Source organism: Pontiella sulfatireligans, from assembly GCF_900890705.1.
GTDB classification, from domain to species: Bacteria; Verrucomicrobiota; Kiritimatiellia; order Kiritimatiellales; family Pontiellaceae; genus Pontiella; species Pontiella sulfatireligans.
In genome coordinates this window covers 2,232,204-2,255,210 of sequence record NZ_CAAHFH010000002.1, presented here as the reverse complement: position 1 = coordinate 2,255,210, position 23,007 = coordinate 2,232,204, and the positions used below count along the sequence as shown (strand labels likewise).

13 protein-coding genes are annotated in these 23,007 nt (G+C 51.3%); all 13 read right to left on the bottom strand.

The features are described from left to right. Positions 1-11 precede the first annotated feature (11 nt). Positions 12-1,397 (bottom strand): sulfatase family protein, encoded by a 1,386-nt coding sequence (locus tag SCARR_RS22215; protein ID WP_222846401.1) that lies wholly within the window; start codon positions 1,395-1,397, stop codon positions 12-14. After that, positions 1,394-2,731: a Gfo/Idh/MocA family protein gene (locus SCARR_RS22210; protein WP_136063831.1), complete on the bottom strand. Its 1,338-nt coding sequence runs from the start codon at positions 2,729-2,731 to the stop codon at positions 1,394-1,396. Before SCARR_RS22210 ends, SCARR_RS22215 begins: the two co-directional genes overlap by 4 nt. A 164-nt stretch (positions 2,732-2,895) precedes the next feature. Next, complete coding sequence (locus SCARR_RS22205) at positions 2,896-4,344, bottom strand: alpha/beta hydrolase (RefSeq protein ID WP_136063830.1); 1,449 nt, start codon at positions 4,342-4,344, stop codon at positions 2,896-2,898. Positions 4,345-4,356: 12 nt separating this feature from the next. Further along, a complete protein-coding gene (locus tag SCARR_RS22200) occupies positions 4,357-5,847 on the bottom strand; it encodes a sulfatase family protein (RefSeq protein WP_136063829.1) in 1,491 nt (496 codons plus the stop codon). Between the two features lies 1 nt (position 5,848). Further along, positions 5,849-7,435, bottom strand: a complete 1,587-nt coding sequence (locus tag SCARR_RS22195; protein WP_136063828.1) for a sulfatase-like hydrolase/transferase — start codon at positions 7,433-7,435, stop codon at positions 5,849-5,851. A gap of 18 nt (positions 7,436-7,453) precedes the next feature. Then, positions 7,454-9,841 carry a sulfatase-like hydrolase/transferase gene (locus SCARR_RS22190; protein ID WP_136063827.1) on the bottom strand — a complete coding sequence of 796 codons (2,388 nt, stop codon included), beginning with the start codon at positions 9,839-9,841 and terminating at the stop codon, positions 7,454-7,456. A 91-nt stretch (positions 9,842-9,932) separates the two neighbouring features. Next, positions 9,933-10,691: a PEP-CTERM sorting domain-containing protein gene (locus tag SCARR_RS22185; protein WP_136063826.1), complete on the bottom strand. Its 759-nt coding sequence runs from the start codon at positions 10,689-10,691 to the stop codon at positions 9,933-9,935. A gap of 132 nt (positions 10,692-10,823) precedes the next feature. Continuing rightward, a complete protein-coding gene (locus SCARR_RS22180) occupies positions 10,824-14,114 on the bottom strand; it encodes a phage tail protein (RefSeq protein ID WP_136063825.1) in 3,291 nt (1,096 codons plus the stop codon). 209 nt (positions 14,115-14,323) lie between these two features. Further along, on the bottom strand, positions 14,324-14,968 hold the full coding sequence (locus tag SCARR_RS22175) for a response regulator (RefSeq protein ID WP_136063824.1): 645 nt from the start codon (positions 14,966-14,968) through the stop codon (positions 14,324-14,326). A gap of 1 nt (position 14,969) precedes the next feature. Beyond that, a complete protein-coding gene (locus tag SCARR_RS22170) occupies positions 14,970-17,123 on the bottom strand; it encodes a sensor histidine kinase (RefSeq protein WP_168433529.1) in 2,154 nt (717 codons plus the stop codon). 331 nt (positions 17,124-17,454) lie between these two features. Continuing rightward, complete coding sequence (locus SCARR_RS22165; protein WP_136063822.1) at positions 17,455-17,850, bottom strand: SGNH/GDSL hydrolase family protein; 396 nt, start codon at positions 17,848-17,850, stop codon at positions 17,455-17,457. A 72-nt stretch (positions 17,851-17,922) separates the two neighbouring features. Beyond that, the gene (locus SCARR_RS22160; RefSeq protein WP_136063821.1) at positions 17,923-20,400 is read right to left on the bottom strand and encodes a DUF5703 domain-containing protein; all 2,478 of its coding nucleotides are present in this window, start codon (positions 20,398-20,400) and stop codon (positions 17,923-17,925) included. A 196-nt stretch (positions 20,401-20,596) separates the two neighbouring features. Further along, a complete protein-coding gene (locus SCARR_RS22155) occupies positions 20,597-22,972 on the bottom strand; it encodes a hypothetical protein (protein ID WP_222846400.1) in 2,376 nt (791 codons plus the stop codon). Between the last annotated feature and the right edge of the window lie 35 nt (positions 22,973-23,007).

Sequence of the window (23,007 nt, the reverse complement as noted above, 5' to 3'; positions counted from 1 at the left end):
TAGCTACTATTTCACTTAATCGACGCGTCGAACTCGTTCATTTTTTTCTTCAGCTCCTCAACCTTTTCCGGATTGGATTTATATAAATTATTCTTCTCTCGAGGATCTTCCTTGAGGTTGAAAAGCATCGGTTCAAAGGTTCGCGGTTTCTGGCCCTTTCTATTTCGACCGCCCTTGTGCAGGAACTTCCAGTCCCCCACGCGTATCCCATCAATATCCGGCTGCGTGGCCTGGTAGTAATAGTTCACATTACGTGGAGAGGTGCCGGTTTTCCCCGCAAGGAGATCGGCAACATCCTGTCCATCATAAACACGGTCGACCGGAATTTTGGCGCCGACATAACCGGCAATGGTAGGAAGAAGATCCAGTGCCGACACCATTTCATCGCAGACGACACCGGCCGGAACTTCACCGGGTGACCAGATCACCGTCGGCACACGAACACCGCCTTCAAAGGTCATAAACTTTCTTCCTCTCAGAGGCCCCGCCGACCCAGCGCTTGCCGGTCCGTTGTCGGAGGTGTAGATAACAAAGGTATCCTGATCGAGCCCCGTGTCTTTCAAGGCTTTCATCACTTCACCAACGCTCCAGTCAATTTCATGGATAGAATCGCAGAATGGATTCTCGCCGGATCCTTTGAACGCATCAGATGCAAAGATGGGCACGTGGGGCATCGCGTGAGCAAGGTACAGGAAAAAGCTGCGATCCTTGTTCTCGTGAATGAAACGAACGGCCTCCTCAGTATAGCGCTTTGTGAGCTGGCTCTGGTCCACGGGATATTCAATCACTTCGTTGCCTCGCATCAGCGGCGCGAGATTATTTCTTGATTTAGAATCGGCCTTAATTGCGGCTAGATCCTGCTTCAGCTTATCCGCAGTCCAGCCCTGTGCAAACTTCACGTTCTTCGCAACGGCTAGATCAGGTGACGTTGACATGTTGTTGCTGTACGGAATTCCAAAGTATGAATCGAAACCTTGGTTGGTAGGCAGGAATTGTTTCTGGTGACCCAAATGCCATTTACCCACAAGCGCCGTAGCGTAATCTTTCGTTTTGAGAATTTCTGCAATCGTCACCTCTTCCGGCGGCAGCCCGGTCGTGGAATGCGGAAACAACACCCTTGGCACTCCTACCCGTTTGGGCATGCGCCCGGTCAACATGCCGGCCCGCGATGGAGAGCAGACCGATGACGCCATATAGAACTGCGTCATTCGCATTCCTTCACTCGCCAGCCGATCAATGTTCGGCGACTGAATCCGTTTGGAACCAAAACAGCTCAGATCCCCATACCCCTGATCATCCGCCAAAATAATGATGAAGTTTTTCGGAGCAGCCACTGTTTGTAATGCAGTACAAACCGCTGCAATCACCCAAACAACTGAAATCAGTTTCCGCATCATCTCTGCCTCCAAAGGTCTTCGCCGGCATCCCAACCTTTACGGACCGGAGCTTTGATGTATTTATTCAGACTCGCATCTTTGAACTCCATTTTCTCTGGATCCCAGTCGAGCTGTTTACCCGTACGGCGAGCAATGCCACCCAAGCAACAGAGTTCCGTCAGCGGTGCTGCGTAGTCAAAGTCCGAGCCTACTTTCGGGCCGCCTTTGATCGCATTAAACAGTTCGGCCACTGGGCTCTTGGACTTCAGACGCGGAATGGTTGGCTCCGGCAGTTCGGTTTTTCGGAAGGTGTACCAGTCTTTCCGGCTCATCAGAATTACCGGATTATCCGCGCGGATACCGGGATGATAAATCGTGCGTTTTGTTCCTTTAATCAGAATACCTTCATTCGGCAGCTCGGTACCATAATCAAATCCTTCCGGCACATCCGGCTTCAGCCCGCCTTCATACCAGTGAACCGTGAGTGGCACATGTTTCCCACGGGCCGGATATTTAAACCGAACGATACCGTCACGCCCCGTAACCTGCTCATTAAACACATCGGCTTCCGAATTGACAGAAACCGGGCCGGTCAGATCACAGGCCCAATAGACCGAATCCAGTAAGTGACAACCAATATCGCCCATGGCTGAGTTGCCAAAGTCCCACCAGGCGCGCCAGTTATTCGGAAGGTAGCATTCGTTATAGTCACGGTGCGGAACCGGGCCCTGCCAGTTGTCCCAATCCAACGTTTCCGGAATGGGCTGTTTCGGGCGCGGGAAAGGACCATCCGGACTGCCCCAACCTGGGTAAGGTCGAACCGTCCAAGCGTGAACTTCGGTCACATCGCCGAGCAATCCTGCATCAATCCATTCCTTGATCTGACGAATTCCATCAAAGCAACGCCCTTGGTTGCCCATCACATTTTTAACGCCGTACTGGTGCGCTGCTTTCTGGAGCGTACGCGCCTGCCAGATATCGTGGGTCAGCGGTTTTTGGGTGAATACATGCAGCCCGCGTTCCATAGCCGCAAGGGTCGAAGCAAAGTGAGTATGGTCCGGAGTTGAAATCAGCACCACATCCAGTTCCTTATGATGCTTATCCAGCATTTTGCGGAAATCGGTAAAAACCGGAACATTGGGGTGTTTCTGATATGAAGGCGCAGCACGCACCGCATCCACATCGGCAAAAGCAACAATGTTCTGTCCGCCGGACACTCCAACGCACATACGCCCCATGCCGCCCGCCCCGACAATGCCGACATTCAGCTTCCCATTCGCACCTAACACACGACCCGGCACTAACATTCCAGCTGTTGCCGCTGCGCCCGCAAACAAACCTGTTCTTCTCGTCAAATTCACATTCGTCTCCTTATGTATCCCGTGCCTTCCACACAGAAATATTACGATTTCCAAATAGAATACACCGCTATGGACTACGGTCAAACTAGCCAAAAGAAATAGATCCAAAGGGAGGACACACCTCACTATCAGACTACATAGCCCCTATGCCTATTAATTTATTCCTGTGTACCCATATAATCATTCACCGTTGGAACCCAGGCGCGGTTGAATTGTTCCACTCCCGGGAAATCGAAGAAACGGGTTTTAGAGAGCGGTTCCAATTGCTTTGCCCGTTCATTCATGGAAGCAGGATCGGTGTCCGGCCAAACTCCGGAATCCAAGCGCTGCATCACCGTTTCAATGGAAGCCAACCATTCTCCCGTACTGAACATGCAATGTCCCCAGTTGTCGACATAGGCACTGCGGAACAGATCTGAATATCCCTTTTGCCGAACCAGCTCTTCATAGCCCTGCGTCAGCACCGGATAAACCAGGCCGTCTCCGCTGGTATGGATTCGAAGCAGGGGCACCTTCGGCTCTCCAACATGCGTGCGCCCTAACGCACTCCAATATTTAATCGCCGCCGGATCCGATTTGATACGCGGAGCGGCATTGATTGTTTTCAAATCGTCTTCGATCCGTATACCTGCTTCCTGATAGAGGGATTTTACTGCGGCTTTATAGTGCGTATTTCCATTTTCAAAGAGTTCCGCATAATCCAACCCGACATTTGATCTCAGCTGCCCACGGCCTGCACGTTCCAGCATGGTGGTTCCCTTGGTCCTGCTGTTGGGGAGCAGCATGGCCATGCTATGGCACATACTCTCCTGCAGGGCACGCACATTCGTCGGGTCCGGCTTTATAACCGGAGCCTCACCACGACCGCCCCATGCCGGCCACTGACCAATGGTTATCGCGAGGGCAATGCGGGCACGTCCTTCAGGCGTCTGTTGTGCTTCATCGATGGCCACTTTCCATTTCTCCCCGAGTGCTTCAAGTTTCTGATTTTCGTAATCGACCAGATCAACAATCGGCAGCTCCGGCGCAATCAGCGACTGCATCACAAACAATCCATCCAGATGCATGTTGGCCATCCACTGACTCGTTGCCGCACACGCCGCAATTCCGCCATCGATCCGATCCGAATATTTTTCGACCATGGAAAGCGTCACCGTCCCACCGCCGGAACATCCCAGCTGAATAATCCGCTTCGGTTTTCCAAACGTGGACTCGAAGATATCAAAGATGCAGATAAAGTCGTGGGCCTCGTGGGCAGGATCATAGCTTTGCCCCCGATCCGGCCGGCGGACCGTTCCCGACAGGGCATATCCTTTTTCCAACAGCAACATGCTCATGTAGGAATCGGCTTTCTTGCAATAATCCAGATCATTCAGGAGCGTGCCGTTCCAGTTTTCCGGAACCCGGATCATGTACTTCGTTTTACGAATCGGTAGCGCATCCTTTACCTCGCGATACTTCACCTTCGTCTTATCACTCGCCGTCGCCTCGACCACCTTGGGAAGGTTCCAATTCTCGTTCTGATCCTTTGCTCCATCGGCACTGAAGCAACCACTCAAGACGATTAACCCTACAGCTACAAATCTCTTGCTGAACATCGTTGTCATGATTCCTCCGTGCTACTCAATAACCAAGGGCTTTTTCTTTGCCGCGTCTTTAATCTTCTTTTGATACTGCTCTTCAAAAAGTTGAAGCCGTTTGCTGTGATAGACCGGAGCTTCATCAAGAATGTTATTTATATTCCCGGCGTTCCACATGTTCCACCGTTGCGCGAGTTCGGCCCGCATCTCCGGGCGCTGAGCCAATATATTCTGATCTTCATATGGGTCGTTCTGCATATCAAACAACTGAATTCCGTCCGGATGGTTCCAGCTCTCTTTTAGATATTTGGCTTTAACCGTCCTCACCGCCCACGATGTATTATTATTGGTGCGCCAAAATAGGGTTTCATGAGGGGAATCCGTTTTTTCGCCCGTGAAATATGGAACGAGGTTCACTCCTTCCAACTCATGGCCGGATGCATCGCCGTTTCCGATAGCCACGGCGGTTGCCGCAATATCCAGTGAAGAAACCAACCCGTCGATCACCGTGCCTCTTTTAATCTTTGCGGGCCAGTGCGCGATGAACGGCACATGACTACCCCCTTCCATCATGCTTCCCTTGCCCCGTTTAAACGGGCCGCTATCACCCCATGCATCATATTTGTTTTTAAAGGGCTTGGGAAAAATTCCACCATTATCCGAAAGGAAGAAGATCAGCGTATTATCAAGTTTCCCGCTCTCCGCCAGTGCATCAACTATCATGCCGATCCCCTGATCCATCGCATCGACCATCGCGGCATAAATCCGCCGTTGCGGATCCTGAATATGGGCATATTCAGCAATCAGCTCTTCCGGCGCTTCCAATGGAGCATGCGGGGCGTTGTACGCGAGGTATAAACAGAATGGAGATTCACTACGCTGCACGAAACGCGCAGCATCGCGACTCAGGGCCGTGGTCAGATACTCATCAAACTCGGCGGCATTGTTGTTCCGCATCAGCGGCAGCAGGCAGCCTTCATTCACATGGTAAATCATTTTCTGCTGATCATTCACCAACGGCTCATTACTGCTCACCTGTTCCGGGAAATAGGTATGACCGCCGGAAAGGAATCCGTAGAAATAGTCAAAGCCGCGGTTGTTCGGATGAAACTCGGGAGCCGCCCCCATATGCCACTTTCCAATCACGCCCGTCCGGTAGCCGACTTTCTGCAGACGATCTGCAAATGTCCGTTCGGTCAGTGGTAATCCCATCGTGCGGTCATAAGGCGAATAGCTCGGATTGATCTCCATACCGAACCGCGCCTGATAGCGACCGGTAATTAAACCGGCGCGGGACGGTCCGCAATACGGGTGTGTGACATACCCGTTGGAACAGATCGCCCCGTTCGCAGCCAGCTTATCCAGCACCGGTGTTTTGATTTCGGTCGAGCCTGTGAGCCCCAGGTCCCCATACCCCAAATCATCACAGAGAATGACCAGAATGTTGGGACGTTCAGCTTCCGCTTTGAGAGTGCCCATTCCCGCCATCAGGCACAACAGACTTACGGCTAATCGAACCATTTGTTTCATCCTACTCATTTCCTTTTCTGTCGCTTTTGTAGCTCGGAGCATCATGCTCTGTCGCATACAGATCAAACGGTTTAATAATGCTCAGCAGTTTTTTCCGCTCTTCGCGGAACAGCTCTGTTTCCTTACTCCAATCAGTAATCTGGCGAAAACTGTTCAGATCAGCGGGCATAGTGGAAACATCCCACCACTTATCTTTTCCATCTTTCAGCACATAGTTACCGCGCGCCAACTGGCGCTCGCTTTTATACGAATAGAGCCAGTCGCGATGATCGGCCTTTTCGGTAAACAGAAACGGAACCAGACTTTCCCCGTTAATTTCATAATCGGCCGGAATATCAGCGCCCACAAGCTCGGCGACGGTCGGGAGCATATCGGCAATCGAGACGAGTATATCCTGCTCCCCGCGTTTCTTCATACCGGGCGCATAGATAATCAGAGGAACGTGCACGCCCTTCTGCCGGTCCATATTACCCTTGCCATACCCATGCGTCCCATTGTCCGCGCAGAAAATAATGATTGTATCCTCGGCAATACCCAGCTCTTCAAGTTTGTTTTGATAACACCACATCTGATAGTCGAGATAGTTAATCTGATGATGTATTCCGGAAGGGGTCACCGTTCCATGCGTATCATATTTCCCCTTGTCGCCAGTGACCCTCGGTTCGGTACGGACATAGCCCTTACCCGTCCATTCAATCACCGGCGTGCCCGGCCATTTTCCTTCATCTTCAGGGCGCAGCCAATCAAATGCGCCATGCCCGAGATGGGACGTATGATAAATAAAGAACGGTTTACCCTTCTCGTGCGTTCGATCCATAAAATCGAAAATAAATTCCATCTCTAGATCAGGGCCATAGGTGTGCGGACCGAAGCTCGCGCGGGTTTTTGGAGTGTTCGGCCAAAGGACCAACTCATCTTCTGCCGATGGATGATTCAGAAGCTGAACACTGGGCATCCAGAAATAACTAAACGTGGGGAATGATCCGCCGGGCAGACCGCTGTCACGGTTTACCATCACCTTTTTCCCATCCACCTTCTTCTGTATGATTTGAAAATCTGTGCTCGGATTTTCCGTAATACTTCCACCGGGGGTAAATATCCCTTCGTCGAATCCGTATCGGGCAACATGATCCAGCGTCATCTGCGTTTTCCCTGCCCAATAGGTGCCGTAACCCACCTGCTGAGCTACCTGCCCAAGTTGAACCGGCGAACTTTCATAGAGCGGCCACGTGATCTTACGATCCTGCTCATCAAAGCTCTTACCATAGTCCCCGTTATGCCACCACTTGTGCAGATGCGCATAACGGCCGGTCATCATCATGGCCCGGCTGGGCGAACAGATCGTAGCCGCCCAGGCATTGCGGATCCAGCACCCCTCTTCGGCCAACTTATCCAGCACAGGTGTTTGGGCGCGCAGAGCCGGATCGTCTGTATTTCCATAGCCCGGTTTGCTCCAGACATCGGAATTATAGATCGGCAGTTCACGCGCACTGATATCATCCGCAAACACGAGAATGATATTCGGCTTTTCGGCATTCACGGAACCGGCCAGGAGCGAAATCCATATGATGTTTATCCAAACTTTCATTTATATCTCCGACATTAATTAGGGAAGAGAAACGCGAACCCGGTAAAAGCGATTTGAGTCGTTATATGCATCCGGAATTTCAACGGTGCCGCCATTCCCGGGAATCCCGTTCGACAGGATATTCCAGCCCGAGCCCAGAGAATCGGTATATTCAACATCGTATAACCGGCTGGAAACCGACTCGAATGAAACTCCATAGTTGCTTCCAGACATTGGAACTCCATCCACGGTCAGCAGACTCGTTGAGTTCCGGGGATTGGAACCGGCCACATATTCGTTGCTGTTGACCATTCCGTCATTATCCGCATCTTCCCCCGCTTCGTGTGCATAGAGTCCATTCTCGTAGAGCCAATACTCCATATCATAATTCGCATTCGAAACTGATTCCAGTCCGATATATGGCGCATCAGAGCCCGATTCCATGGAATTAATGTGCCCAGGATCAGCTGCCGAATTGGTGTCATTGAGCGTCATACCAAAACTGTAGGTGCCATCGGATGTGACAATATTGGATACCGAGATGGAGTACCACTCACCGACGGCAGACATCTCTATGGTACCCACACTCGGTGAGGTGGCCGGGTCGCCCGGCTTTGTGACCCAATCAACCGTAGCCTGATCCCACCCGTTGGAACATTCAAAAATGCCCACGGTTCCTACGCATGAAGCATTCTTCAGCCACAGACGAACATCCCCGGAACCCGGTGTATATCCCGACACATCAAACTGCATATAGGCATAGCGTGGAATATCGTCATCAAACTTCATGGTCGATGCCGTGCGAAGTACAACGGTGCTCTTCATATCCACGTCATGCGTGACGGTACCGACCGTCTGGGCGGAACCGGCTGAAGGCGGATGTGGCGGATCGTGCTCCAACGCATAATTATCGAACTCCGGGAGGATCGCCAGCAGTGCATCCCGCTCATCGCGGTGGGCCAAGGAAACGGTATTCCAGTCCGTAATTTCCGGGAAGCTGATCAGGTCGGATGGCGTGCTCGAAATATCCCACCATTTGTCGTTGCCATCTTTCATAACCAGATGACCCCGAATTAATTGATCCCCATTTTTATAGGAATAGATCCACTCCTTCTGGGTCGAATTGGTTTCCGTTAAGTACGTCCAAAAACTCTTGCCGTGGATTTCATAATCCGCGGGAATTTCCGCACCGGAAACTTCTGCGAGCGTCGGCAGGAAATCGGCCATACTGACCAATTCATCCTGCGGCCCCTGCCGCACCATTCCCACTCCCGGCGCATAAATAATCAGGGGCACATGCGTGCCTTTCTGCCGGTCGCCACTACCCTTCCCGTAGGAATGGGTTCCGTTATCGGCGCAGAAGATCAGGATCGTATTATCCTCGATGCCCAGCTCCTTCATCTTTTCGATATATTGCCAGAGTTGGTAATCCAGATAATTCACATGCTCATGGATACCCATGTCCGTAACCGTACCATGCAGATCATAGACCCCGATATCCCCGGTAATATTCGGTGCTGTACGGGAATAGTTGGTTCCATCCCAGGTCACGATCGGGGTGCCTGGCCATTTGACATCCTCCGGCTGCCCCAGCCAGTTATAGCCGTCATGTCCCAAGTGGCTGGTGTGATAAACGAAAAACGGGGTATTGGAAGAAGCGCTTCGTTCCATGAAACCCATGATCAGATCCATTTCCACGTCCGGACCATAGGTACTCAGTCCATAGGCGGCCTGATCGGCTGCTTCGAACGGCCACCAGATCGTTTCAGTGGGCGCGTCCGGATGGCGCCAAAGCGATACCGACGGCTGCCAATACCAGGATCGCTGGGCAAAACTGGCTACCGGCAAACCGGTATCGATGTTCGTTAACTCGCCGCTCACATTTTTCAGTTCAAAATCGGTATAGGGATTGGGGGAACCATCGGCCACGCCCCCTTGTGTAAAGGCCCCTTCATCGAATCCATAATCTTCGCTGTTATAGTTGTTCATCTGGGTTTTACCGCACCACATGGTCCGGTAACCGGCCTGCTGGGCCACCTTGCCGATAATGAGCGGGGAACTTTCATAAAGATCCCAGACAGCGCCGTTCTCCTTCCGTCCCTTGTCATCATTGTACCACCATTTATGGGCCGATGCATACCGCCCGGTCATCATCATGGCCCGGCTTGGACCGCAGATAACCGATGCCCAGGCTGAACGGAACCAAACACCGTTGGTCGCCATCATATCCATCACCGGCGTCGCTGCGAAATAAGCGGGATCAGACGTATCGCCACCCGGCGGCGGGCTCCAGACCGTGCTGCCATAAATCGGGATTTCCCGCGCGCTGATATCGTCGGCATATACAACGATCACGTTTGGCCCGTTCGTATTCGCATAGACCGATCCCGCAACCAGCACTGCAACCCCTATGATTTTATTCAACATTCTACCGCTCCGTTATTTTTAAATTCGGCCATAAATATAAAAACCCCGCCCGAAGACGGGGCTGCTCTGAGAAGAGCGTTATTAAATTTTACTACATCATGAAACGGCGACGGATAAACATGATTCCCCCACCAAACGCCGCAATCAGACCCAGCGTGGCTGGTTCAGGAATGGTTTCCAACACAATGTTATCAACCGCAAATTTCGGCAATTGAGTAGAAGGCGCTTCCGTATCGTCCGAGGTTGAAGTCCAGGCGATGAAAATGTAATCACCCGCACCGACACTACCTAATGTAAACGTGTCAGAAAACGCGCCCGTTGCGGTTAGTTGTTGATTCCCGCCCAGAAGCTGCGTTGCGCCTGCAATACCAGCTGGCGTAAAGTCCGGATCAAAATCCACGGCATTCTTCTGCATGTCGACAGAGACTCCATTCCCTGAACTGACACCTGAAAAATGCCATGCGCCAAAGTTGACCTGGTCATCATCAGTGACGTTCGGGATACCGAACTGAGTGATGTCAAAGGATACCTCGAACTGGTTCTGATCAGCTCCGGAGATGTCGATGGCAACACCGATCGTTCGAGCCCTGGCTCCACCCGAGGCGTTCGCGTCATTGGTATACGCCATTTCCCCGCTACCAAAATTATAGTTGGCCGAGTTTGCAGCAATTGCAAATTCCCCAACTTCCAGGGCAGCACCTGCAGTACCATCGAAAACAGCGGCATTTGCAGCGATCATTGTGGGAGCAGACACAAAATCATTCTGATAAATGATAGTTGCATGCACCACACTTGAGCAAACAAAGGTCATTATGGCGGCCATCGCTACTCTGTGTTTCATTTTTTTCATTTTGTTTCTCCTTATTCGTTTTATTTTCCCCCTCGAACAAAATTCACCCCGCCCGAAGGCGGGGCCGCTCCTGAGGAGTGAGCGAGATGAAATGGTTTGCCCTGCACCCGAAGGCGCAGGGCATTAATTTGCTTACGGCGCTTCCGTAACCTTCAGATCGATGAACTCTGCTGCGGCATCGGCCGGGATAAAGTTCGTTACGGCCTTGAAGTAATAATCGACATTCGATTCACCGATTACTGTAATCGAAGCATCCGGTCCCCATGACGGGAAGGCAAGATTGCCGGTAGTTTCCAGCGAATAGTCAACTCCCGGAGTCGGATCTCGCAGTTCCACGTTCACGAAGGTGAATCCATTCGTGCCCATGTAGTTTGCAGCCGTGAATTCCGGCAGGGTGCCCACGTCGTTGGCATCTTCCGGATTACCTCCGTAGGCGTATTCCTTGATGTTGCTCAACGCATCACCGTCGGTATTGTCCGTCAGATTGCTTACACCGGCATACTGGTTCATCCAGTATTCTGTCGAAACAATGGAGCCTGACACGGTTTTCTCCACCTTAATTTCAGCGTAGCGTTGTTTCGTGTCACTCGCATTCCAGAGCCCGGCGGCATTCACCTGGGTGAAGTTGGCTCCACTTACGGTGAAGCTTGCCGGGTCAGCCAACAGTGTGGCCGGATCGGTTGCAACAGCCGCCCAGTTCGTAGCACCAACATCGGTAATATCTAGCTCAGCCGAGCTATCCGAGCTCGCAGTCTGCTCACTCACATACCACTGCGTTCCGCTACGGATGGCAACACGAACGTTAGAACCCTGATTCACGCGAAGCCTCACGCCAAGCTGATCTGCTGTCAGATCAACATCTTCACCTAATTCCATAAATACGAGCGCAGAATAGGGTGTCCCGCCATTACCGGCATTAATTCGAATGGCATCTGCAGGTTGCCAGGTACCGAACGCATCGTTGTTCTCAATGCGCACGTGAAGCCATGTTTGATTTGTGAGGTTCTCCTGGATAATGCCGTGCAGTGTTGGTCCAGAGTAATCTGCATTCACGGTTGAAGACATCATCTCCGCAGTTCTGAAATCCAGATAGGTAAGTCCATTGATTTCAACCTCACCCTCGGTCGGGAAGCTTCTGTCTCCGGAAACATAATTCTGATTCCAGCCGTCATAATGCGCCAACGTGCTGACAATCGCCCCGCCGGTCGGCACACCGGCCACGGCGTCCGAGTTTTCATTGCCGGTTACGAAATGCGACCGGACTTTATAATAGTTCGTAACACCGTTGAAACGCGGTGTATCCACGAAGCTGGTAATGTTGGTGGTTGCGCCGGAAATATTAATTTCCTCACCGCCCAGGGTTTCGGACATGAATACCTCGTAGCCTGTGGATTCGAATGCCTCATCCCAACTGACGGTTACGGTGCGATCTGAGCCAATCGTTACAACATTCTCTACGGCTACCGGAATCGGCAGACTGTTGGTATGCGTCAGGCTCATGGATTCAACAATGGTATTGACCACATCGTTTCCGCCTTTGCTGGCTTCATTATATTGCCCCATTGTAAACTTTACGCCGGAAGCGGCATACAGGGGAGCCTTCGTCTTCAGAACATACGTTGCCGTTTTATTGGTAGCCGACGACGTGCTGAGGGTCGCCTGCGCCTGATAAGTATCGGCCACACTTGTTTTCCGGATACTCCAGCTCAGGTGGATGGAATCGGTAATCAGATCATCGGCCGTGACACCATTTGCATCCTCGTCTTCCGGATCCCAGCCGACCGCTTCGCGTTGCAGTGCTGCCAATGAATCACCGTTGGTCGTATCGGCAAAGTTAACTTCTACATTTCCATCGCTTTTCGGGCGGACCACTAACAAGGCCATCGAGCTTCCATACGCGTTATGAGCCGCATTTTCGTCGGAGGTAAGGCCCAACGTAAAGATCGCCTGATTAAGAATCAGAGCAATATTAGTACCCGCTGCAATTTGTGAAGAAATCACAAAATCCATCTCCCCCTGCAGGGTGTCATCTACATTGTTATCCATCAGCTTATCGAGATAGACCGCATTACCAAGATTGGTTGCTGCGTTATAGTTGTTTCCGATCGTCGACGCTTCACCAGTCGTGGTGTGGTTTACGATGTTCAATGCATTGCTGTCGGAGCCTGTCGCCCATTTCCAGGACAGCTGGTCGGCCAGATCGCCATTCGAATACCCTTCGCCCTGAGTGAAGGATGTATCAATGATAGTGCCCGTAGAGATTTCCAATGGTGTGCCCGTGGCTTCCATGGAATTGGTCGAGAGTCCGAAAACACCAAAATCCGCCTGAACCACATAGTAGACCGGGATATTGAAGGCCAACCCGGAATCGGCAAAGCCAAGGGCGTTGATATTGGTTACTTCCGTATAAGGCCCTCCCATGGAGGTGGAGCTGGAAAGCTTGTAGCTGGCGGCTTCCGGTACCGCATCCCAGTTAAGCGTCACAGTGTCATCATAAGCAGCAGCCATTAAGGTCGAAGGAGCTGCCACAGCAGGGGCTACCGATGCCCGGGAAACCTTAAAGGAATCAATATCAATATCCACGAATCCAAAATCGTCATTATATGCGCCAGCCGGACGGCCAATAGCCAGAACCGGAGTACTGGACGCATAGAGGTCGGTGGAGATGGTGGTTGTCACGACTCTATTAGTATCGGCATTAGCGTAATTAAAGAATGTCCCGGTAACCGTATTGGACAGTGTGGCAGTAGCCGTGTAAGTACCCGCATCACCGGTTTTTCTCATGACAACGGTCACCTTCAGCTTATCCGTTTCAAAATCAGTTGTTCCGAATACGCCCCCCGGATCCCAACCAAGATTAGTACCATCGTTTTCACACCTTAGAATACGATCATCACCACTGGCCGTGTTCTGGAAATTAAGGTCAATGTTTCCTTCCGCCTGACGGGTACGCATGAGTATCAGCGCATCATTGCTATCAAATTTGGAAAGACCGTTCGTGGTTGAACTGGTGATTCCAAAATAAATAAATTCATCGTTAGCCATTACAACAGCCGGATCCCCGGCAGTACGACCAGGCAAGGAGACTTTGAATTCCATTTCGTAAGTCAACTCATCAAAAACATCATTCAAGACCGATGCTTCATCGAGATAAACATAGCTGCCATTGGTGGTGACTAGAAAAGCAGCGTCCGCCCCGGGGGTAATCCAGTTGCTGTTATCTACGTTGAATGCATTTGAACCCAATTGGTCGACACCGACAACTGGGGTTCCATTCGATGTAATAAGCAGTTCTGCCCAGTTTTCCTGCCCTGCCAGATCACCAGCAGTGTAGCTCCCTACGGAACTGTCGAATATAACTTGCCCCTGTGCCACCCAGGCGAATCCTGCTGCGAGCAATAGGGATAGATACTTCTTCTTCATGGTATTTCCTCCTTGTTTGATCCGTCTCTAAGCCACCGGCACGCCCCGGAACATGACTAATAGAGACAGTTAACATGTAGAGAAATACCACAACCATGAATTCTGACTAGCTGTTGATTCGATTAGCTAATCGAAAGGTGAGGTATTTGTTATCTTTCTTAACTTTTTACAGTTCTGATGGTTACGAGATAATTTAATAGCAGCAACCATTAGATGGGTTCATCATTTACTCTAAGGATTCCTCTCCGGAATCCCTTCACAACGGCATCGGTGCGATCAGCCGCACCCAGCTTTTCCCGGATATGAATAATATGAAACTTTACGGTGGCCTCCGAGATATCAAGCGCGACAGCGGCCTCTTTGTTACTGCTACCATTCGCCAACAGTTTTAGAACTTCCAGTTCCCGCTCTGTCAAACTTGGTGCATCGCTTCGGCGCTCCAGCTTTTTCGCGATCACTCCGGTAAAAAAAGTTTGCCCATTTGCAACCTGCTGTATGGCTTCAACCAGAACATCCACTTCCCCGGCCTTTTTGGTTAAGTACCCCTTAACCCCTGCCTGAACGGCATTCCAAATGTCTTCTTCGGAATCAAAGATGGAAATCAGAATTACTTTTGCCTCCGGATCCTCCTGCAGGAGTCGCTCGGTACATTTCAACCCATTCTCGCCGGGCATCTGATAATCCATGGTAACCACATCCGGCTGCAGCTTTCGGTAAAGATCCAAAGCCTCTGTAGCATCACCTGCCGTCCCAACCACATCCAGCCCGGGATCAAGTCCGATCGCTTCACACAGCCCTGCACGCATCATCTCATTATCATCAACTACCAAAACCCGAATTACTTTATCTGTCATGTCAAACCTCCCACGCTGCCGTTGAATCCATCGAAATCAGAATCTCTGTTCCCTTCCCTTTTTCACTGTTGATCTCCAGAACGCCCCCGAACTGCTTCATGCGTTCCCGCATGCCTTGCAGTCCGTAATGCCCTTTTTTCTGTATACCATCCGCGTCAAATCCGCAGCCATCATCCTTCACCTTTATTTGAAGTCCCTCTTTGGTGAACCGCAGAACAACTTTAATCCGTTCCGTTTCCGAATGACGAACCGCATTAGTGACCGCCTCTTTGGTAGTAAGCATCAAGTTCCGTTCAATCTCCTGCTTCAAGGCTCGGGCTTGCCCCTCCAGCTTAATGCTTAACAACACACCTGTTTCATCAGCTAAAGGCTCCAGCACCTCCTGCATCGCGGTCAGCAATCCCATCCGCCCGGCCATACCGCTGCGAAGATATAAAATAGACGACCTCGATTCCTCACTGCAACGCTCCATCTTATCCAACAGGTCATCCAGCGATTTTCGCTCTTCCGACGTAATGTTTTCAATTTTTTCAAGTACCGGCCCCAACGCCTGATCAGGCACATCAAATTTTTTGAAGAATGCAAACAGTTCCTTTTTATTCAGCTCCATTTTACGAATACGACTTTTTAGCTGAATCCCCATTCCAACTAATCCTTGTGCCAAGGTATCGTGCATCTCGCGGGCAATACGCTGCCGTTCTTCATGGATGGCCTCCCGCTCTACTTTTGCAGCAATGACTGCGGTCTGGCGTTCTACCGTCCGGTGCAATACAACACCCCATATCAGGGCCAGCACCGCCACGGATACCATACCTCCCAACAGTATCAGTAAACGTCCCATTGTCCACCAAGGCGACTTAACCAACACCTCAATGTCGTCCATACTTCTAAGTGCCAGAGAGAATCCATCAACTTGGAAATACCACGAGAGGTTCTGATTCCGCGTCACATTGCAGATACCGGTCAACCGCAGCTTGGCTCCCGGTTTTAAATCATCGCTCAGGGATGCACCCGCAGGAAAAAACACTTCAAAAAGCTGGTCGAAAAAACGACAAAGCAGGATCTGCTGAGCCACACCATCGGCTCCCCAAAAAGCCTTACCCCTCTCCACCAGAACGGCATCGAGCTCAATCAGGTCATAATTAAGAGAAACATCAATCTGATCATTGGCCTCAATCCGGACGGGAAGAGGCCGATCCTTCTTCCCGATTACCTCGACCGACCTAGCCCGGAAAGCCGGGGTTACCGGTTGCGGCGAGACGACCCCCTGAACCATCACTTCATCACCGACTTCGACATCCGGGCGGGTGGAGACAGCAACCTTAAGAGCAGCCTGTTCCCCGCGAAGATACATTTCGCGTGGGCCCAAATACGTGACGACGCCATGGGTTTTTACTTCGCGGCGGCTGCTTATTCCATACCGATACAGCTCATGAACCTGCATGAGTTTTGCAGGGGCGGTATTCTGACTCAGATCAACCGCTATAAAATCATCCGGCGAATTGGCATAATAAATCCGGCCCACCGCTTGGCGCTGCGGATTATAAACCGTGCCGCAAACTGCAGAAAACTCTACAAATTCAAACATGAGTTCCGTCAATCTCACCTCATTCGATTCGGAGTACGGCATTTGAATATTCAGCAGAAGATCATTGCGACTGACCTCAAGGGAGATGGATTTCATATTCCACCTAACGGTCATGGAAATCAAACGTCCTCTGGTTTTGATCCAGTCCGCATCAAATACAGGAGACAACCGCTGGTGTTCTGTTAAGGAGTCCGCCTCATGCCTGGGCTCATGTCCTAAGACTGTGATGTGATGAGCATCAATATCCGGAGCAAAGCCTCCTGTGGTAGTCACGCCCTTAACCTGCACCACATCGCCGGCCTTCAACGACTTAGCCTCAGCAGACTCCTCGGGGCCCTGCACAAATATCCCGTTTTCTCCGTCATACAAAAAGAATGTGCCCCGATGAGAATTAACCCAGACAACCTGCGCTTCCAATTCAACCGGCCGGCCTTCGCTCGCTTTTTCAACGGAGAGAGTTCGCACGCTTTTAATACTGTCCAATGTCGGGAAAGCATCGACTAAGGATGCCGCAAGAAACAGCATCATAAAAACAACAGCCCTAAATTTTCGAATAGCTTTACACATAACCCATGGCCAACATCCAGAATGGCAAGAGGCGCACCTATTCGTGCACATCGTTATCCAACACCCTTACCGAATATGAAGTCATTCTAACCATAAATTGATGAACAAACAACAGCTTCAAATGCGGCCACCATACACGCTTATCGCATTCGCAGTTGCTGGCTATGCAACTAGCTAATCAAAAGATTAGTTAAGCCAATTATGCACATTCATCATCAACCCTTCCTCACAAGAAAGTGAAGTTTACGGATAGGCTGTTAGTTAAGTAAGCTCTATTCAACAACCAGCGTCGAATACCCGACCACCAGTTTTCCGTTCTTTGTTTTTCCGATCAGCTTCCCTGCAAAATTCTTTTCCGTGATTCCGTTGCCCGCGCCTCAAATCCGCCGCCCATGTTGACGCGGAAATCAATAAACACGAGATCAGGATTATAACAGAGCAGATCCTGCTCCAGACGACAGGCCGCAAAATCTGCACCCGTCCCGGGAACCGCCGCATTAATCTCGATCAGATTGGCCTTCGGGTACTGTTCATTGAGCCATGCAAAGCTCTTCACCCGCCACCCTTCCGCCTGTGTGATGCTGCCCCCGAGGTAGGCCACGCGCACTTCCTGACCGGCATCCAACTTCTGGAAAAAATTCGGAAGTCCGTCGCGAATGCGCAGCTCCTCCGCAACCAATGGATCGTGGTTATAGGGTGCGCCTGCCATTGCTGAAACGGTTGTCATGAGAAGGGTTCCTATAATGAGGTTGCGTATACACATAATGCTTATCCTGTTTTTGGTTTCTAAAATTTGATTCTATTGATTCTGCCCGATCACGACATCGGCCTTCCGACGTGCCGGAGCAACTGCAGTTTCAACAAGCTGCCCATTTTCGAACCGGCACTCAACCGTCGTCTTTTCCGGCGCATGCAGTTTAAAATCGACGTCCCAATCCGCTGGCCACGCCGGCAGCATACGGATCTCTTTGCCGTCTTTAGCAATCGTCTGCAGCAACATTTCCTGCAGACCGATCATCCCCGCCGCGCCCCATTCCATCGACGGCATGCAACCATAGCCCGGGCCCCAGAAGGCAGGAAAACGGTTCGGCTTCGGCTTTCCCTGGGGATCCCCCATCGCATGGCCTAGTTTCTTGGAAATATATTCCTTCGCCTCACCGGTCAGACCAAGCCGGGCCAGCATAGGAACCTGTTGACCCCAGCCCCACCAGGCTTCCTTCTGCGGATAGCCATCCACGCCAAACTGTTTACCCAGATACGTATCGCCCGCCGTATCCAATCCGTATTTCCAGGTATTAACTCCGACCTCCAGATCAGGTTGCCCCAGCGCATAGATGCCATAAGGAAACACTGGATAAAGCTGCGCGAGCTCGCGGTTGCATAATCGGCTCGACGGTTTTTCTTCCAGCAGCGGTGAAAGCGTCTTATGTCCGTTGCGTATACGGAAGTTGAGTTCCGGCACCCGAGCGGCCCAATCGCGAAACTGAGCCTTCTCATCAACACTCACCCACTCATCCGGCAGCTCAAGCAGGGCCTCAAGGTTCTTGTGCAGCGCAGCCACTTCAGGCATCGGGTTACTTCCCGGCTTATAGGTCTCGGTCGCCTGCATTCCTTTCAGTACCAGCTTGCCGTTTTCATCCCAGTCCTGACCGTTTCGACGCCGCTGCAGCATCTTATGATATTCATAATGGAAGATTACCGCATCCTTCATAAACGGAATATATTCCGAAATATCCGCTCCCGTGAACCGACGCCATTCATGCATCATGTAGGCAAATTCGAGCTGGGTATGAAAATAGTGCGTGTGATGATGCTGCATCCCCATTTCATGATTCGGGCTGCGCTTTCCATAAGGCGGCTCCCAGCCATAGTGGTATCCGTTCGGCAGCCCGGCCGTATTAATCTGCTCCGCAAAGGAACAGCCCTTGATCCCAAAAGAGACTTCATTGCGAAGCTGGGCATTCCGCAGATTCTTGCGGAAAAAATCAAACTGCGGACGCATCATTTCAAAATCACCGCTCTTCAGCATCGGCCAATAAATCAGCCGCTGATTCATTCCTGTCCAAGCACCCCATGCCCGAAAGTCGGCATTGTAGAACGACGGATCCAAGCCCTTCCGCCCGCTCACATAAAAGTGATCATAAATAAACAGCCCGCCATTAAAATTGGTCGGTAATTCCCCATAGGCATTACACGCCAGCATATAGCGCATAAGCTGATAATTACGACCTACCTGCCAACCGACATCTTCCGGACCTCGACCCTTATTAATGATGACACGGCTGCGGTTCCAAAATTCTGACCACCAGTTGAGGTTTTCGTTCCACGAACCTAGAGGGACTACGGCCTCGGCGCCAGCGGACGCAGAGGCCTGCGACCCTCCAACCACCGTCTCCAGATTCGCTTTCCATTGATCCAAGCGTTCCGTTTGTTCTGTATACAATGCGATCTGAACGTGATGCTGTTTCGCTGGGTTAATACTTTTCAAATTCCACGCCTTGTGCGGAGTGAAAGCATATTCGCCTTCCGTGACATCACCAGCAGTCAGATTATCCCCAAACATCACACCACCAAAAATACGGTTGCGTGTGGGTTGATTCATCTGATCCATCACGCCGTCCAATCGCTGGAGCGCAATCTCTTTATCGATTAGATCGTCGCTTCCGTTCCGGTGATAAAACAAAACCCGATTCTTATTCTCAAACGACACCTGATCCGGATACGAGAATACCTCACCCTTGTAGGAAACATAGCCATAGCAAGCCCAACGGTTAAAATCGCGACCTCCACCACTTCCCGTATCGGAGATAGGAATCAACTTCTTTTCATTCCGCCACGACTCAAACGACGCCGTAATCCTTGATTCTTTCTCCGCGTCCAGCTCCACATGAATCACAGGGCGATGCACCTCGACCCAGATTTTTATGTTTACCGTATTGTCCGTCGTTTCACCGGAGATCAAAACCGCACCGCATTTCAGATCCAGCTCCTGCCTGAAAACGATGTCCTTACCGTCTTCAGCAAAAGGGCTGGGTTCAATCTGGATCCGCACACGACCGGTTTTCAGCAGCTGATCGTTTTCATCAACATTGCCGCTACGTTCAACGTAGAAAAAAAGATCACCCTTTTCCACCCAGACGTTTAAGCCAATGTCCCCACCACCGCACGGCATCGACTCACTCGAATTCGCGCTTTGGCTATCCCACACCACGGTGTAGTCATCCAGCCAATCCAATCCTGCCCATGCCGAACCGCAAAGAACGAAAATAAAAATCAAGCTGCTCCGAAATGTCATACTCAGTACCAGGTTGTCATGATCACAAAAGCACAAAGAGACTTTCGCGTTGTAGTGTTGGCTCTATGAGCCAATGACCGCCGATCGGCTAATAACATTTAACATCTACCCTGCGAACTTTTCGGCTCGCAGAGCCGACACTACAACTTCGTGCCTTCGTATCTTTGCGGTCATTCTCTTATTCTGCAGCAAGCTTCGAGTAGCCGATAACCAACTTTCCGTTATTTATTTTTCCGATCAGCTTGCAGACAAAGTTTTTATCGGTTATTCCATTCGCTGTTCCATCAAAAATCAGAATAAGCCCATCACTATGCTTCATGGTTTTCTCGAGCTGAGCCCCATTTCCAAAGTTCACAGCCTCCGAACCGCCGAAGTGTAACGAATCCAGATCCAGATCGGTCTGAGCATCAAAGCCCTCTTCGGAATGGATCAGCACCCTGATTTCCTTTGTGGATGCGGTCACCGGCTTTTTATTCAGCATGGTTAGACGTTTGGGAACGGTCAGCGGAATGATCAGATGCTTGGCGCTGTGTTGGTCGTTGCCATAGTCATAATCTTTCAGCACATCAATGGCCGCCAGCGACAGATGGGTTGCCCGGCCATATTCATCCTGCAGTACATTCGGTCGTTCGACCTTGTACCAGAAGGTGCGCGTTCCATCTTCGTACTCGGTACAGGTCGGCGTGTAGGCCAGCCCATCTTCATATTTCCAGTTTATGCCGTCCGGCGAACGCAGGTAGATGGCGCGGTAATCCAAGAACGCATTGATCATCATGTGATACTGCACGCCGTCGTACCACATCGTCGGATCTTCATAGTTTGATTTTCGGTACTGCTCAGGAATGGTTTTGTTTTCGCCCACGATGCCCGACACAACGTCGTAGGGCCCGAGAATCCCGCCCGTGCTGCGCATCATCGCCCCGGCCTTGGTGACGAAAAGGAAGCTGCCGTCCTCGCACTGCACGCCCGAAAGGTTGCGTTCAAGCCGGTAGGCGATCTTGTAATCTTCCGGAACATTCACCGTCATCTCGCCTTTGTATTCCCACGGCCCGTTCATCGTCTTGGAGGTAAAGATGCAGGCCTTCCAGTTGATCAGCGAATAGAGCGCGTAGGTTCCGTCGTTCAGGACGATAATGTTGGGGTTGTGGCCCTTGCCCTTAGTAAAGTCATAAGCCACGGCATTTTTTTCAATGTAAGGTCCTGTCGGATCATCGGAAACAACATGTGCCACCGTGGAGTCCGGCCACGCCCAGTGCCCCCTGCGGTCACCTTCCGGCCAGCGGGTGACCAGGATATGATATTTCCCATCCGAAGGGTCTTTGATGACTTTGCCGCCCCAATAGGTCCAGTCCGGATGTTCCACGCCATTATCCGGATCGCGCGGACGTACGCCCTCCGCGCCCCACACATCGGAGCGCAGTTGTTTGTGAATCGGCATCGGCAAAAGCAGATCGCTGAACGACGCGCCCTCCACCGCCTTCACCTTGGCCGATGCGGTTTTGGAAACCTTGCTGACGTTGCCGCTATAGTCGACCGCTTCCACGGCATAGCTGTTTACCACGCCCTTAATCGGCAACATGTCTTCGAAGTTGTCTCCGGTCACGTGCGGAGCAATGCACGCCAGGTTTTTTCCATCCACATCTCCACGATAGATTTTATAGAAAGCGACGTCCTTATCCTTCGTTTTCCAATAGAGTTTAACGACCCAGTCTTCGCCGAATGCCTTGACCGCCTGCGGCGCGGCGGGCGCAACCGAATCGATCTTGCGGACGCTGACAATCGGTGATGTCAAGTCGCTTTGCTTTACCGCATAAAAATAGGTTTTTCCGTTAATGATGGAGCTGTCGATCCATCGATTGCCCTTTACGCCTTTGGCCAGCTTCTGAAACCCCTTGCGCTCTTCGTTGCTGCGGAAAACGGTGTACGCCCTGTTTTTGTCGCCATCCCATGACAGCTCAATGCCGGCATCGACGGCATTGGCCGCCAGTTCGCACATCTTGCCCTGCAGCACCTTCAGATCCACCCAGTCGACATACACCTTAATGCCGTGAGTCGATTCGAGAGTGAATTTTGCTTTCGGCATGCCGAGTTTGGCGTCTTCAGCCGTAACGGTATAAAATCCTTCATAAACCTTCGGCTTATCCGGGCCGCTCGGCACCTTGACGCGCCCGGCCACTACCCGCTCCTGATCGCCGAACACCAGCGCGAAGCTGACGCGGCCGTCGCAGGGATATTCCGTATTGGAAGCAAAACGCCACGCCAGCACATCCCCTGCTTTCAGCGCTTTGAGTTCTGTGTGATCCAGCATGATCGATTCAACGGTTGCCAGCGTGGCCCCATTGTTCATCATCTGCCCCAACGCCTCTCCGACCTTGCCGCCGCCTTTCACCACCTTGGCGGCCCAGTACGGCGACTGTGCGGGAGTTCGCCAACCCGCACGGAGCTGATCAAAGTCCCCATCAAGAACGCTCTTGTTCGGAATATCGCTGCCGATCAAAACCACATCAGCATAGGATCCAATGCACAGAAACACTGTAACAAGAAGTCTGATCATAAATCTCGGTATGTTTTTAATTCCCGACATTATTT

Bases quoted from the DNA above. Each gene is read 5' to 3' on its own strand.
- SCARR_RS22185 (WP_136063826.1), bottom strand. From the start codon at position 10,691: ATGAAAAAAATGAAACACAGAGTAGCGATGGCCGCCATAATGACCTTT.
- SCARR_RS22170 (WP_168433529.1), bottom strand. From the start codon at position 17,123: ATGTGTAAAGCTATTCGAAAATTTAGGGCTGTTGTTTTTATGATGCTG.
- SCARR_RS22155 (WP_222846400.1), bottom strand. From the start codon at position 22,972: ATGATCAGACTTCTTGTTACAGTGTTTCTGTGCATTGGATCCTATGCT.
- SCARR_RS22180 (WP_136063825.1), bottom strand. From the start codon at position 14,114: ATGAAGAAGAAGTATCTATCCCTATTGCTCGCAGCAGGATTCGCCTGG.
- SCARR_RS22200 (WP_136063829.1), bottom strand. From the start codon at position 5,847: ATGAAACAAATGGTTCGATTAGCCGTAAGTCTGTTGTGCCTGATGGCG.
- SCARR_RS22190 (WP_136063827.1), bottom strand. From the start codon at position 9,841: ATGTTGAATAAAATCATAGGGGTTGCAGTGCTGGTTGCGGGATCGGTC.
- SCARR_RS22175 (WP_136063824.1), bottom strand. From the start codon at position 14,968: ATGACAGATAAAGTAATTCGGGTTTTGGTAGTTGATGATAATGAGATG.
- SCARR_RS22195 (WP_136063828.1), bottom strand. From the start codon at position 7,435: ATGAAAGTTTGGATAAACATCATATGGATTTCGCTCCTGGCCGGTTCC.
- SCARR_RS22205 (WP_136063830.1), bottom strand. From the start codon at position 4,344: ATGACAACGATGTTCAGCAAGAGATTTGTAGCTGTAGGGTTAATCGTC.
- SCARR_RS22165 (WP_136063822.1), bottom strand. From the start codon at position 17,850: ATGACAACCGTTTCAGCAATGGCAGGCGCACCCTATAACCACGATCCA.
- SCARR_RS22215 (WP_222846401.1), bottom strand. From the start codon at position 1,397: ATGATGCGGAAACTGATTTCAGTTGTTTGGGTGATTGCAGCGGTTTGT.